Source organism: Vibrio sp. 1288 (assembly GCF_033344475.1).
This window is the reverse complement of the sequence record NZ_JAWPOX010000061.1, coordinates 1-14,128: the sequence shown is the minus strand read 5'-3', so window position 1 is coordinate 14,128 and position 14,128 is coordinate 1. Positions and strand designations below refer to the sequence as shown.

Sequence of the window (14,128 nt, the reverse complement as noted above, 5' to 3'; positions counted from 1 at the left end):
TTATCTCCGTATGAAATGGTGAATTTATCATCTCAGAACTAACGGCTGAGTGATAGGGAGGAAGTCCATTCCATACGCTAAGAGCATAACCTTATATTTCTAAAGGAAAAATTTGCTTAGATTTATTCCTTCTTACAAAGTGAAGTCTTTACCAGAGTTACCCTGCTTTTTGACCTTTGCAATAGTTGATCGGCTACAGCGTAAAAGGTGTTGAATCTGAGACCAACTTTTCCCCTCACTAAGTAAAAGTGCTACGTTTTCTCTCAGCTTGAGATCTGGTTTTCTTCCTTGGTATTTACCCAAGGTTTTTGCTTTCTGTATTCCCTGTGCCTGTCTTTTACGTCGAGTCTCATAATCATCCCTTGCCATTGCCGCAGCGAGATCAATCATAAACTCAGTGAGCACTTTTGAAATCATAGAACTTTCGGCGTTACCACTGAGGGCTGCATGAGTCATTGGCTGGTCAAGAACAACAATATGAAGTCCCGCATCAACTAATTGATGTTTGAGCAGTTTCCATTGTTCATATGGCAATCTTGATAACCTATCAACCTTTTCGATAAGCAAAATATCATTTTGATGAGAATCATCTATTAAACGTGACAGCTCAGCTCTTTCTAGCTTAGAACCTGATTGGTTTTCAATATAGAAACTGGCAATACGTACACCTTTTTGATTAGCAAACTGCTCTAATTCTGTTTTAGCACGATTAGCATCCTGTTCACCAGTTGATGCTCTTAGGTAGCCCCGTATGAACATTTTTTATTACTTCGGTCTGTTTTAAGTATGGTATTCAATATTAGTCCACGTAGGGTGTAAAACCAATAATAAACGAACCAGTTTTTCAAAGATGTGATATGGTTTGCTTGAGGTGTACCCAATTCAGACTATTTTATTTTAACCGAGGCATTGCTTAACCATAGAATTTGCGTTTGTTATCTGTAGGGCTGAGTGATTATCAAAATTGATATGATTGTATATAGATAGAAATCTATATAGAATATAGTCTATACTAAGAAAGCAAAGATAAAACATGTGGAATGTAGTAACTAGACCGCTTTTTGACGAGTGGTTTCTATCACTAGATGAAAGCGATCAGATTAATGTCCGCGCATGCATTCAGGTCCTTCTTGAAAGAGGGCCGCAACTGAGCAGACCATACGCTGATACAGTGGAAGATTCAAAGCACAGCAACATGAAAGAGTTACGGGTGCAAAGCAATGGGAAACCTATCCGGGCTTTCTTTGCTTTTGACCCAGAAAGAACAGGAATTATCTTATGTGGCGGTGATAAAACTGGCGATAAGAGATTCTACAAAAAGATGATTCCGATTGCTGATGCAGAACTTGATGAGCATTTAGAGGAACTTAAACATGAAAAGTAACCCATTAAGCGTACTTGACGCAAAAATGTCACCAGAAGCACTTGCTGCCGCTAAAGAAAAAGCAGCGGATATGCTTCTTGATATTCGACTTGCGGAGCTTCGAGAGATCACCCATCTATCTCAAGTAGAAATCGCTAAAGCTATGGGCATTAGCCAGCCATCAGTTGCCAATTTAGAAAAATCTGGCAAAGATTTACGTCTTAGTTCTCTAAAAAAATACATCGAAGCGACCGGTGGTAAGCTTCGCATTGATGTAGAACTGCCAGATGGAAAACATTTTGGCTTCCCAGTGTAATGCTGAAATGATTATCTGAGTTGCATATTAGGTTACTCTCCCTGCTTGTAGGGACGCAAGTGCGGTGTAGAAGAGTAATAAATCATACTAAAATGGCAGCGATGACATCGGGACGCTGCCATTTCTAAATTGAAAATGTCGAGTAGACGACACCTGTTACCAAGTGTCGCCCCTCTAAGATGTATGGACTCCCTTTCCTCAGGGAGCTACGGTTGAAGTTGACCAAAACCTAACCAAGAGTCCATACAATGCAAAAATATAACGTTATAGCGATTGACTTGGCAAAAAATGTCTTTCAGGTTTGTAAATTAAGCCCACAAGGAAAAGTTATATACAATCGCGAAATTAGCAGAACGAAGCTCAAAGAACTTCTAATTAAAGAGAAGCTTTCATTAGTGGCCATGGAATCGTGTTCAAGTGCTCATTATTGGGCGAGATATGCAAAAACCGCTGGTCATCAAGTCAAAGTGATCAACGCTCGTGCGGTTAAGGGATTTCAAACAAAACAAAAAACAGATAAGAACGATGCTCTTGCTATTGCCACCGCAGCATCACTTGAGCATATCTATAGTATTCGAGTTCAATCTGTGGATGAGCAAGCAATGCAATCAATGGAACGAGCCAGAAATTTAGCTCTCACGCACCAGATAGCTCAAAGTAATCATATTCGTGGATTACTGTCAGAATTTGGGATCATTCTTCCCCAAGGATTAACTTCGTTAAGAGAAGGGATTCCATTTGTTCTTGAAGATGCACAAAATGGATTACCTGATCGGTTCAGAGCCGTACTTCTTCGGTTGTGGGAACATTTGCTTGTTCAGATAGAGATAGTAATTAAAGATAATGATGTGTGTCAAAAGCTAATGAAACTTGAAGGTGTTGGTCCTTTCGGGGCTTTAGGTCTTGCCCTGCGATTAGGGAAAGGCGAGAACTTCTCAAGTGGAAGAAGTGCCTCAGCCAGCATAGGCTTAACACCAAAACAGCATAGTTCTGGCGGTAAAGAACGTATTGGGCATATATCAAAGAAAAGTGCCGACATGCGACTCCGTTCAACTCTTTTTCAAGGAGCGCTTTCGGTCGTTAGCCTGGTAGTGAATCGCCCAGCTAGAACAAATAAAGAACAATGGTTAAAAGCTTTAATAGAGAGACGTGGGAAGAAAGTTGCTGCGATTGCGTTAGCAAATAAAACCGTGCGAACAGCTTACGCTCTTTTAAAGAATGACTCAGTGTACCAGCTAGGAAAATTAGCTTGATATACCGAGCATAATCAACATAGAACTATGGTAAAACAGGTAAGACCGACCAATAGAAGCTAGTTGGGTTCTAAGGCACAATGATGCCGTTCCTAAGACTTAGCCTATTGGTGCGACTACATTTTAGGGCGAGGTAGCTCCTCAAGAAAGCCCGTATATAAGAGCGCATCTATACTTGTTTTTATTTTGTTTTTTGTTGATTTTCCGAGGGAGTCCATATAAGAACCCAGCGTGCAACTTTCACCGCACTAGGCTAAAGCCTTCACGAAGGCACCGATTGGCACCCAGCAACTTATAAAGCGGCGAGCGCAGGCTCATGCCAAGAGTTACGGCATTGCTTCTTTGATTTTCTCTTAGCCAAGTATTCTTGGTATTGAGGATCAAAAGGCGTTGCAGCACTCCTGATTTTCACATGTCTCTCAATCGGCACCTTAGCTATTTGATACAGATTGAACTGACAATCCATATCCATGATCTTCTGCCAACCGTGAAACTGCAATTGACCTTGACGGTTGATGAAGTATTTAAGGGCGATCCAAGTTCTAGACTTAGTCGGATGACGCCTTTTAGCCCAGTGCCATAACGCATGGAATAGTTTGTGACCTACATATCCGAATATCTGTTTAGCAACGCAGTGTCGATAGTAATTCGACCAGCCCCTGAGTTTCGGATTTATCAACTTGATTAAATCGTTGACAGGGATGGTTGCGTGCTTTTTGATGAGTTCGCGCAAATTACTTAGGAACAGTAGCGTGTTGGATTTACTCGGCTTAATGAGCAACTTCCCTTTGTACTTCCTATGATTAAAACCTAGGAAATCAAAACCACGGCTGATATGGGTAATGTGCGTTTTTTCTTCGGAGAGTGTTAAGCCTCTTTCCGCTAAGAACTCAGCAATCAACGGTTTGATATCGTTCTCCAGCACTTCCTTTGAGGCACTGGTGACGACGAAATCATCGGCGTATCCAATAAAGTTGGCTCTCGCACCCTTTTTGAGGGCGGTAGATTTTATGCGCTGTTCTAGACCTGCAAGTGTCATCAACATCAGAGTGGGAGATATAATCCCACCCTGCGGTGTACCCTCGTCGGTATGGTAGAACAACCCTTTATCTATAAAGCCAGATTTCAGCCATTGTTCCAGCATCCGTTTATCTGCTGGTATGTTTTCGATAGGCTATGTTCCCTTAAATTGTTGCTACACTGTATGTAGATCCAGCTAACGAGGATTTACCCATGATACCAGCACAATTTACTAGGCTGATGGCCGAGCTTGAGCATCTAACGGATAACCAAGTTCGTTATATCAAAAAGTGGCTAAAAGGGACGCATAGCACATCTCAGTTGATATCCGAGCTTGAGGAGCGGATGGTTGAAAAACCTGAATGTCCACACTGCCATAGCTCATTGATTAATCGACACGGCAAAGTCAATAAGATGCAGCGATATCGTTGTAAAAACTGCGGTAAAACCTTTGTAGCAACGACAGCGACTCCGCTAGCTTGGCTGAGATACAAAGAGCTTTGGCTGGATTACATACGGTGTATGCTCGATAGCAAAGTCTTGCGTGCATGTGCGGAAGAATGTGGGATCAACCTGAAAACATCGTTCCGATGGCGACACCGTTTTCTGGCCTTACCTCAACGATAAAAGCGAGTAGGCTTGAGGGTATTATTGAAGCAGACGAAACCCTGTTTCCGTATTCAGAAAAAGGGTCAAAAAAATTGAGCCGTCCGCCACATAAGCGCGGGATGAAAGCTCAAAAACGGGGTCGCTCTAAGGAAGACTGGGTGACCGTTTTGACGGTTAGGGATAGAGCCAAGAACACCTATGAAGCTATTTTGCCTGACGTCACAACCGAAACATTGCAGCAAGAACTGGTTGGTAAGTTGGAAAAAGACAGCGTGTTATGTAGTGATGGCTATAAGCCTTACATCGCACTGTCAGCAAAAAATGATTTAATTCACAAGCGGTTAGACGTGGCTGGCGGCATAAAGGTGATAGATAAAGTCTTTCACATTCAAAATGTCAATGCGTACCACAGCCGTTTAAAACTTTGGATAAAACGGTTTCATGGCGTAGCCACAAAATATCTTGATCATTATCTTGGTTGGTTTAGATATATGGATACGCCAGAAAACCTTAACGAAAACAGGCTGTTCCACATTCAACAACAGTTAATGGGAACATAGCCAAGCGATAATCTGATTTTTGCTTCATGCAAAGCTCTCTCATGCGCATTATGGATTGAAGCTGCTGTTGTTCTACAGATTTTCCAGAAACAAATGCGACATCTGGAAGCAATGAAGCTTGAATAATGGCCAGTGCATCATTCTTATCTGTTTTTTGATTTTGTCTTACTGAAGCAACTAAATTTGGAGAAATAAGTCGGGCATCATGACCTAAAGATGCAGTCCGCTGCTTCCAGTAATTGGAAGTACTACACGCTTCAAATATCACTGTCATTGGCTTGGAGTTAGCTAACCACAAAGCGAATTCATTCGGCGTCATTTCGGTATTGGAACGCACCTTCTTGTTTGCATAGACACAAACTTGAACCACTTTCTTTGCTAAGTCGACACCAAGGATAGTTTTCTTCATGCTGAACTCCAGTTTTATGTAGCAAGCTTAGAATTATCTAGCTTACGGTTAGTAAGGAGGGGAGTCCAATTATCTGCTGGGGCGGATCAGAACTAGGATCCGCAGTTCTATATGAGTTCGAAAAGGTGTTGTGATCTTGAGCCCAATATGGATAATGTTTGTGCTTGAAACTATAAAAAATAGGCGCGATATATCAGCGTCTTAAAAATAAAAACGTCAGTAGAACTCAATACCAATTTTATTATTGGTATGGGTTTAGCGCTATGTGGTTTGCGTACAGCCGATGGGCGGTAGCGTCTTGAAATGGCTTACGAGATTAAATACTACATATGGCTCTCGAGTTCACAAGCCAACACTAATAAATTTGACACTATCTTGAAAAACAGGGAAACCGTATGAAGGTCGTTGATATATAAGGGCTGCGGTGATGCTTAAAATTAGTTACCAATGCCTCATTACTCCAGGGCAAGATCATGAAAACCCCTTATGTAATAAGGGATGACGTGAAATCATATTTTCATTAATCAGGGAAAAATCATCAACATGCCCATGTTTAAAGGGGTTCATGACGTATTGAGCTCTCAATTTTTGAACGTAACTAGTTAGCGTTATCACATAACAATCAATTGTTCGATGATCGATTTGTAGATCATTTTCAGTGTTTTCTAATACCTCCATAGACAAATTGGAGGTCCAACAATGAGTAACCAGCACCCATTTATGCATTTCGATGTCATTCCAGATTACCGACAGCAAGGCAAAGTCGAACACAAGTTAACTGATATCATTCTGTTAACAATTTGTGCTGTACTTTCCGGTCAAGACGACTGGAAAGCGATTCACCTTTACGGTGAAGCTAAGTTGGATTTCTTGAAGCGACTTGGTGATTTTAGCCATGGCGTACCTTCAACATCGACGATAGCCAGAGCGATGGGAATGATTAATGCGACTCGACTACAAAAGTGCTTCATTGAATGGATGAAAGATTGCTGTGAGCTAACTAAGGGTGAAGTCATTGCCATTGATGGTAAAACCGTTAGGGGCTCTTACGATGACTCTCGCGGCCTGGGTGCTATTCACATGGTGAACGCTTTTGCTACTGAAAATGGCGTTAGTCTCGGACAGCATAAAGTTTACGAAAAAAGCAACGAGATCACCGCTATCCCAGAGTTGCTCGAACTGCTTGATATATCAGGCTGTTTGGTCACTATTGATGCTATGGGATGTCAGAAGAAAATCGCTCAAAAAATACGAAACAAAAACGCAGATTACTTATTAGCGGTGAAAGGTAATCAAGGTCGTTTAGAGCAAGCATTCGATAATTATTTCGATATGAGCATGCTACAAAAACACGATGGTGATTCTTATAGCACACAAGAAAAATCGCGTGGCAGACAAGAAACTAGGTTGGCATTAACCAACACAGATTTAAGTGTTTTGGGTGATCTAGAGTTTGATTGGCCCGAGCTAAAAACGATGGGTATCGTTGTTTCTGTGAGGCAAGAAGAAGCCGTGGCGAAAGAGTCAGAAATCACGGTGAGATACTACATTAGCTCGAAGAATTTAAGTGCTAAAGAATTGTTAAATGCAACGCGTTCACATTGGTTGCTCGAGTCGATGCACTGGTCCCTAGATACAACATTTGGTGAAGATGCTTGCCGAAAACGAGCGGAAGAAAGTGCAGAGAACTTTGCAAGGATCAGGCAGATGTGTTTGAACATGCTGAAACGTGAAACGACTTTGAAAGCGAGTATTAAACACAAAAGAGCGATGTGTGCGATGGATTCTGAGTACCTTTTGAAGGTTCTGGCAAGCCTTTATTGACGGGGATGTTCATGATTTTTCCGTGCATTAATTAGATACTGAAGTCACAATAACCTCAATACATCCAAGATCGATTTGATGATCAGATTTAGGTGTGATCATATACTGTTTTTTAACAGTAGATATTTAGCCTAATGAACGGATTAAGCCTTTTGGACCATATTTCAGTTATTCGAGACCCTCGCCAAGCTTGGAAAATAGAGCACACGCTAACCGACATTATCTTCTTAACAATTGCAGCAGTGATTGCTGGTGCTGAAGGTTGGGAGGATATCGAAGATTTTGGTGAAGATAACTTGGAATGGCTTAGACAGTATGGTGATTTCAAACAAGGCATACCAGTGCACGATACCATTGCCCGAGTTATCAACCTTATTTCCGCCAAGCAACTGCAACGATGCTTTACTGCGTGGATGAAAGACTGTCATGAGGTGACTGAGGGTGAAGTGATTGCTATCGACGGCAAAACTCTCAGAAGCACATACAACAAAGACAAGCGTTGTGGTGTAATCCATATGGTTAGTGCGTTTAGTGCTGCAAATCAAGTTGTGTTAGGGCAGGTTAAAACAGCAGACAAAAGCAATGAAATCAAAGCGATCCCTGAACTTCTTGAAATGCTTTCCTTACAAGGTTGTTTAGTGACGATAGATGCTATGAGATGCCAGAAGAATATAGCTGAAAAGATAGTCGGCCAAGATGCAGATTACCTCTTAGCGGTAAAAGGTAATCAAAAACGATTGGAGCAAGCGATTAGCCAAGTGTTTAATTCGAGTATGCTCAATAGTTTTGAAGGTGATAAATACGTCACTCAAGAGAAAGGACATGGTCGTACAGAAACGCGTTTGAGTATGGTTGTTCACAATACAGATTTCTTAGGCGATATAGCGCTTGATTGGGCGGGACTCTCCACCATTGGTATGGTCGTTTCAATTCGTCAAGAAGGTGATAAGCCAGCAGAAACAATGCAAATCAAGCACTACATAAGCTCAGCAAAACTGACGGCGAAAGCTTTACTAGAGAGCACGCGAGCACATTGGAGCATTGAAAATCAGATGCATTGGCGATTAGACGTTGGTTTTAAAGAAGATGAATGTCGAATACGTCGAGAGCAAGCGGGTGAGAACTTAGCGGTTATAAGACATATTGCTTTAAACCTGCTGACGGAAGAAACCAGCTTTAAAGCTGGTATCAAAAGAAAGCAGAAAAAAGCAAACCGTAGCAACAGCTACCTTTCGCAAGTCCTTGCAGGGCAAGGGGCTTCGTAATCTTGCCCTGCTCATTACTCTCAGTTTTCAAATGTAACCCAATGAAATCTAAGATCGCCTTGTAGATCATTTCTGCTGTTTTGTAATAGCTCCTAGACAATATAGGAGCCTAAATATGAGCGAGTTAACCAACCCATTTATGCACTTTCAAATCATTAAAGACTATCGACAAGAAAGCAAAGTAGAACACAAATTATCAGACATTATTTTGCTGACAATTTGTGGTGTTTTGTCGGGTCACGATGGCTGGGATGGCATTATTGATTTTGGTAATGCTCGCTTAGATTTCCTCAAACGATATGGGCATTTTGAAGCTGGGATTCCTTCTGCGGATACGCTGTCTCGAGTGATGGGTATGATTAATCCTGCAGCGTTGCAAAGAAGCTTCATTGCTTGGATGAAGGACTGTCATACACTGACGGATGGTGAAGTTATAGCCATCGACGGTAAAACATTACGTGGCTCTTATGATCGCTCGAAAGGCAAAGGAACGATTCACATGGTGAACGCTTTTGCGACAGCGAATGGAATGAGCATTGGTCAACAGAAGGTTGATAGTAAAAGCAATGAAATTACAGCGATCCCCAAGCTACTTGACTTGCTAGACGTAAAAGGTTGCTTGATTACAATTGATGCGATGGGCTGCCAAAAGAAAATAGCACAGAAAATCCTCGATAAAGAAGCGGATTATTTACTGGCAGTTAAAGGCAATCAGGGAATGCTTGAGCAAGCCTTTAATGATTATTTTCGAATGGACATGCTTCAAGACTTCGATGGCAGTTCTTACAGTACTCAAGAAAAAAGTCACGGAAGAATAGAAACGAGAGTGGCTTTAGTGAATCGCGATTTGTCGGTTTTGGGTGACATTGAACATGAATGGCCTGAGTTAAAAACGATGGGCATCGTGGCTTCAATTCGACAAGAATCGGCAGTAGCAACAGAGCAAGATGTGAGTATTCGATACTACATATGCTCTAAAGAATTAGAAGCTCAAACGTTACTTGAAGCGACTCGTTCTCACTGGGGTGTAGAGGTCATGCATTGGTCGCTGGATACTGCATTTTGTGAGGACAACTCTCGTATTAGAGCGGACGATCGAGCAGAGGCTTTTGCAAGGATCAGGCAGATGTGTTTGAACCTATTAAAGAGCGAAACCACCTTTAAAGGTGGTATTAAACGTAAGCGCATGAACTGCGCAATGGACGAAAACTACCTAAGTAAGGTTCTTGAAAGCCTTACGTGACGGTGATGTTCATGCGGTTTCCGTGGTTGTAATGGTGCCTTCGACTGGCATCATAACTCCTGAGGGTGTTCAACCGTTGGCGTCACTTAACTATAGCTGATGTTGGTGTGTTTTCCATAAAAATAACCCGCGAACATAGTTTAACTCCTGATGATTTGGCTTACATGGAACTAAAATCAAAATTTATGCTAGTGTTGCTAGCACCCACCTTGTTGGCCGGCTGTACTTTGCCGGGCTCACACTTGTCTACGAATAATAAAAACCTTGTAGATGTTAATGAGGCTAATCAGAACGCCGACATTTCTGAAGTCGTCAATTTACATACACTTAGTGCTAAAACGGTAGCAAGCTACAGTGGAGCAGGTTATTTTGCTTCTAAAGCCAATCCTGAGCTTGATCGGCAGGTAGCGCAGTATGAGTACCGGGTAGGTTCTGGTGACATTCTCAGTATCACTGTATGGGATCACCCTGAATTAACTATTCCAGCAGGTTCATACCGCAGCGCTTCAGAAGCAGGTAACTGGGTGCACCCAGATGGTACTATTTATTATCCTTACATTGGTACCGTAAATGTTGCTGGTAAAACCGCGAGTGAGATCCGTCGTGAAGTTTCAAAGCGTTTGGCAAAGTACATTGAAAGCCCGCAGGTTGATGTCAATGTTGCAGCATTCCGTTCTCAAAAAGCCTATATAACAGGTGAGGTTTCTTCTCCTGGTAAACAGGAAATAACCAATATTCCGTTAACGCTACTTGATGCAATCAATGAGGCTGGAGGCTTGGCTCCTGATGCCGACTGGCGCAACGTGACGTTAACACGCAATGGAGAAGAGCAGCACGTTTCTCTATATGCCTTGATGCAACGTGGTGATTTAACTCAAAACCGATTGTTACGAGGTGGAGATATTATTCATGTGCCACGCAACGACAGTCAGAAACTGTTTGTGATGGGTGAAGTAAATAACCCTCAAATGCTGAAAATCGATCGTTCTGGTATGAGTCTGACTGAAGCACTGAGTAGTGTAGGCGGCATTAATGAACTAGCAGCGGATGCTACTGGTGTGTTTGTTATTCGCACCTCCAAAGATAAATCGCAACATCTGGCAGATATTTACCAGTTAAATATTAAAGATGCTTCTGCATTGGTGATTGGTACAGAGTTCGACCTGCAACCATACGATATCGTCTATGTGACTGCGGCACCGTTAACGCGTTGGAACCGAGTAATCAGCATGTTGGTTCCAAGCATATCTGGCTTTAACGATTTGACTGAAGCAATGTTGCGTGTACGCACTTGGCCATAGAAAGGAAAGATGTAACCGTATGTTTGACAGAATTTTAGTTGTCTGTGTGGGTAACATATGCCGCTCTCCTTATGGAGAGCGAGTATTGAGACAACGATTACCTTCAAAGAAAGTTGATTCGGCGGGAATTGGTGCCGAAAAAAGTGGCTTAGTAGGCAAATCCGCAGACCCCGCTGCGATTGAAGTATCTCAAGGATTGGGAGTTGACTTAAGTGACCACCGTTCTCAACAGTTAACTCCATCGCTTTGTGCTCAATACGATCTGATATTGGTAATGGAAAAAGGTCATATTGAAGCGTTAACTGAGATTGCTCCTGAAGCTCGAGGAAAAACTATGCTATTCGGCGAGTGGATTGGGAGAAAAGATATTCCCGATCCTTATCGTCAAAGCAAAGAAGCGTTTGATTATGTTTATCAGCTTATAGATCAATCGGCAGATGCTTGGGCGGCAAAACTATAGAGCCTATCTATTATGAGAGCTTGTTTTGATCAGGCCATTAATTACTCCTAGATTGTTCTTCAGGAAAACAAAACAATGACACCACAGCAATCCAGACCTGCTATTAATATCCACTCAGACGATATTGATATAGGTAAGCTATTCGGAATCCTTTTAGACTCAAAATGGCTGATTATCGCCATAACCTTTATGTTCTCGTTATTTGGTGTAGCTTCTGCTCTGCTTTCTACGCCAATTTATAATGCCAATGCTCTGATTCAGATTGAACAAAAAAGCTCTGGGGGAGTAAGCGCGTTAGTCGGTGATATGGGGGATATGTTCAAATCTGAATCTTCAGTCACGACTGAAATCCAAATCATTAACTCACGCATGATATTGGGTGACACCGTAGATAAATTTAACCTGACTACTGTCGTGACACCTCAGTACATGCCTTATATTGGCAAAGGGTTAGCGCGTCTACGTGGTGAAGTAAATGATCTGAAGATTGGTCGATTCGCTATCCCTGATTTCGCTTTAAATAGTAGTCACTCAATTGTTGTTCTAAATGCTGAACAAAAAACCTATCAATTAGTCCGAGGTGACGACCAAGTCGTTTTAGAAGGTAAAGCAGGTGAATTAGCGAAGCGTGATGGTTATGAGCTGTTTGTAACGGAGCTGAACTCTGAAGATGGCTTTGAATTCTCAGTGGGCAAGCGCAGTAAGTTAGATGCGATTGGATGGTTGCAAGGTAACTTGACACTGGTTGAACGAGGTAGCGGTACCGGCATGTTAGAAATGGGCTTTAAGGGAGAAGATAAAGTCCTCATTGCCGATATTCTTAACGATATTGCACAAAACTACTTTTTACAAAACGTTGAACGTAATTCTGCTGAGGCAGAGAAAAGCCTGGCGTTCTTAAAGAGTCATCTACCGGATGTAAAAGATAATTTGACGATATCTGAAGATAGATTAAATATTTTTCGTCAGAATAATGACTCGATTGATTTGAGCTTAGAGGCGACATCGGCTTTAAAGGCGACGGTTAACTTAGAATCACAGTTGAATGAGTTGACATTCAAAGAGAGTGAAATTAGCAAAAAATATACTAAAGATCATCCTGCCTATATCGCTCTGTTGGACAAGCGCTCTATCCTTTTGCAAGAGAGACAACGCTTAAACAAGCAGATTCAGAAAATGCCTAAAATGCAGCGTGAAATATTACGAATGACACGCGATGTAGAAGTAAACCAGCAAATTTATGTTGAGTTATTAAATAAGGTTCAAGAATTAAACATCGTTAAAGCAGGTACGGTAGGGAATGTCCGTATCCTTGATGCAGCTCAATCGTTTGCCAATCCAATCGCACCAAGGAAGAAGCTAATTGTCGTATTGGCGACACTACTTGGTGGATTATTGAGTGTCTCTTTTGTTTTCGTTAGAGCAGCTTTCAATCGTGGTGTAGAAAATCCTGATGATATTGAACGTATTGGCTTGCCGGTTTATGCCAGTGTGCCTAAATCTGTTTTGCAACTGGAGCTTTCAAACCTTCTTAAAAACAAGCAAATACGAAATAAAGAAGTAGCAATACTCGCTGAACACAATCCGGCTGATCTCTCCGTAGAATCATTGCGTGGCTTACGTACAAGTTTGCACTTTGCGATGATGGAAGCGAAGAATAATGTGGTGATGATTTCTGGTCCTGCTCCTGGTGTGGGTAAGTCGTTTGTGTCTACTAACTTGTCGACGGTAGCAGCTAAAACGGGACAAAAAGTATTGCTGATTGATGCCGATATGCGTAAAGGGTATATGCAACAAGATTTTGGTTTGAATTGGGATAATGGTCTTTCTGATTTCTTATCTGGTCAGATAGAGCTTGAACAATCGGTAAAAAATACCCAGGTAAAAAACCTGGATATTATCGCTCGTGGCCAGATTCCACCAAACCCATCAGAATTATTAATGCATCCTCGCTTTCAACGTTTGATTGAATGGGCTAGTGAACAATATGACTTAGTGATCATCGATACTCCTCCTGTACTAGCGGTGACTGATGCGAGTATTGTTGGTGCGTTGTCGGGAACCACCTTAATGGTGACACGATTTGGTATGAATACTGTAAAAGAGATTGATGTTGCTCGTCACCGCTTTGAACAATCTGGCGTTGAAGTGAAGGGTGTAATTCTGAATGCGACGGAGAAGAAAGCATCAAGTTACTATGGATATGGTTACTACAACTATTCATACAGTAGCGATAGCAAATAATGAATTAAAGGACCAATTGGGACATAGGAGTTCCAATTGGTCAGTTATTTATTGATTACAGACAAAGTCGTATTTTTCAGAATAATTTCAACTGTCTCAGCTTATGGCTAGGTATAGAGGCAGGAATATAAATAAGCACAATTGACGAGTTATAAAGCTTCGTGATCTGCGTGATATTTATATCGGCTTTGTTGCTTAAATCGATGGAACTAAATCAAGAAGCTACGATCTGATCGGCTACACCCATTAATCGTCGTAGCC

Annotated in this window: 10 protein-coding genes and 3 pseudogenes; 10 read left to right on the top strand and 3 right to left on the bottom strand. The window is 41.7% G+C overall.

Annotated elements, in window-relative coordinates:
- Positions 1 to 132: 132 nt before the first annotated feature.
- Complete coding sequence (locus R8O11_RS24040) at positions 133 to 759, bottom strand: recombinase family protein (protein WP_318194518.1); 627 nt, start codon at positions 757 to 759, stop codon at positions 133 to 135.
- A gap of 274 nt (positions 760 to 1,033) precedes the next feature.
- Here R8O11_RS24040 and R8O11_RS24035 point away from each other — a divergent pair, with 274 nt between their 5' ends.
- The 3 genes from R8O11_RS24035 (at position 1,034) to R8O11_RS24025 (ending at position 2,932) form a co-directional block, all read left to right on the top strand.
- A complete protein-coding gene (locus R8O11_RS24035; RefSeq protein ID WP_225452307.1) occupies positions 1,034 to 1,384 on the top strand; it encodes a type II toxin-antitoxin system RelE/ParE family toxin in 351 nt (116 codons plus the stop codon).
- Positions 1,374 to 1,679: a helix-turn-helix domain-containing protein gene (locus R8O11_RS24030; RefSeq protein WP_001963940.1), complete on the top strand. Its 306-nt coding sequence runs from the start codon at positions 1,374 to 1,376 to the stop codon at positions 1,677 to 1,679. The genes R8O11_RS24035 and R8O11_RS24030 overlap by 11 nt, the downstream gene beginning before the upstream one ends.
- A gap of 248 nt (positions 1,680 to 1,927) precedes the next feature.
- A complete protein-coding gene (locus R8O11_RS24025; protein WP_318194517.1) occupies positions 1,928 to 2,932 on the top strand; it encodes an IS110 family transposase in 1,005 nt (334 codons plus the stop codon).
- Positions 2,933 to 3,224: 292 nt separating this feature from the next.
- Here the strand turns inward: R8O11_RS24025 and R8O11_RS24020 are convergent.
- A pseudogene (locus tag R8O11_RS24020) lies at positions 3,225 to 4,103 on the bottom strand (group II intron maturase-specific domain-containing protein); the annotation flags it as partial.
- Between the two features lie 62 nt (positions 4,104 to 4,165).
- Here R8O11_RS24020 and R8O11_RS24015 point away from each other — a divergent pair.
- Positions 4,166 to 5,121: pseudogene (locus tag R8O11_RS24015) on the top strand (IS1595 family transposase).
- Between the two features lie 13 nt (positions 5,122 to 5,134).
- Here R8O11_RS24015 and R8O11_RS24010 read toward each other — a convergent pair.
- Positions 5,135 to 5,530: pseudogene (locus tag R8O11_RS24010) on the bottom strand (IS110 family transposase); the annotation flags it as partial.
- A gap of 699 nt (positions 5,531 to 6,229) precedes the next feature.
- On the opposite strand from R8O11_RS24010, the gene R8O11_RS24005 reads away from it, so the two are divergent.
- From R8O11_RS24005 to R8O11_RS23980, 6 genes are all read left to right on the top strand, one after another.
- The gene (locus R8O11_RS24005) at positions 6,230 to 7,354 is read left to right on the top strand and encodes an ISAs1 family transposase (protein WP_318194516.1); all 1,125 of its coding nucleotides are present in this window, start codon (positions 6,230 to 6,232) and stop codon (positions 7,352 to 7,354) included.
- Between the two features lie 134 nt (positions 7,355 to 7,488).
- A complete protein-coding gene (locus R8O11_RS24000) occupies positions 7,489 to 8,619 on the top strand; it encodes an ISAs1 family transposase (RefSeq protein ID WP_318194515.1) in 1,131 nt (376 codons plus the stop codon).
- A 115-nt stretch (positions 8,620 to 8,734) separates the two neighbouring features.
- On the top strand, positions 8,735 to 9,862 hold the full coding sequence (locus R8O11_RS23995) for an ISAs1 family transposase (protein WP_318194514.1): 1,128 nt from the start codon (positions 8,735 to 8,737) through the stop codon (positions 9,860 to 9,862).
- A 164-nt stretch (positions 9,863 to 10,026) separates the two neighbouring features.
- Positions 10,027 to 11,163 carry a polysaccharide export protein gene (locus R8O11_RS23990; protein WP_225452333.1) on the top strand — a complete coding sequence of 379 codons (1,137 nt, stop codon included), beginning with the start codon at positions 10,027 to 10,029 and terminating at the stop codon, positions 11,161 to 11,163.
- A gap of 19 nt (positions 11,164 to 11,182) precedes the next feature.
- Entirely contained in the window at positions 11,183 to 11,623 is a 441-nt protein-coding gene (locus R8O11_RS23985) for a low molecular weight protein-tyrosine-phosphatase (RefSeq protein WP_225452332.1), read from the top strand.
- Positions 11,624 to 11,698: 75 nt separating this feature from the next.
- The gene (locus R8O11_RS23980; protein ID WP_318194513.1) at positions 11,699 to 13,867 is read left to right on the top strand and encodes a polysaccharide biosynthesis tyrosine autokinase; all 2,169 of its coding nucleotides are present in this window, start codon (positions 11,699 to 11,701) and stop codon (positions 13,865 to 13,867) included.
- The last annotated feature ends 261 nt before the right edge of the window (positions 13,868 to 14,128 follow it).

Coding starts and splice junctions, on each gene's coding strand:
- R8O11_RS24040 (WP_318194518.1), bottom strand. CDS start 759: ATGTTCATACGGGGCTACCTAAGAGCATCAACTGGTGAACAGGATGCT.
- R8O11_RS24035 (WP_225452307.1), top strand. CDS start 1,034: ATGTGGAATGTAGTAACTAGACCGCTTTTTGACGAGTGGTTTCTATCA.
- R8O11_RS24030 (WP_001963940.1), top strand. CDS start 1,374: ATGAAAAGTAACCCATTAAGCGTACTTGACGCAAAAATGTCACCAGAA.
- R8O11_RS24025 (WP_318194517.1), top strand. CDS start 1,928: ATGCAAAAATATAACGTTATAGCGATTGACTTGGCAAAAAATGTCTTT.
- R8O11_RS24005 (WP_318194516.1), top strand. CDS start 6,230: ATGAGTAACCAGCACCCATTTATGCATTTCGATGTCATTCCAGATTAC.
- R8O11_RS24000 (WP_318194515.1), top strand. CDS start 7,489: ATGAACGGATTAAGCCTTTTGGACCATATTTCAGTTATTCGAGACCCT.
- R8O11_RS23995 (WP_318194514.1), top strand. CDS start 8,735: ATGAGCGAGTTAACCAACCCATTTATGCACTTTCAAATCATTAAAGAC.
- R8O11_RS23990 (WP_225452333.1), top strand. CDS start 10,027: ATGGAACTAAAATCAAAATTTATGCTAGTGTTGCTAGCACCCACCTTG.
- R8O11_RS23985 (WP_225452332.1), top strand. CDS start 11,183: ATGTTTGACAGAATTTTAGTTGTCTGTGTGGGTAACATATGCCGCTCT.
- R8O11_RS23980 (WP_318194513.1), top strand. CDS start 11,699: ATGACACCACAGCAATCCAGACCTGCTATTAATATCCACTCAGACGAT.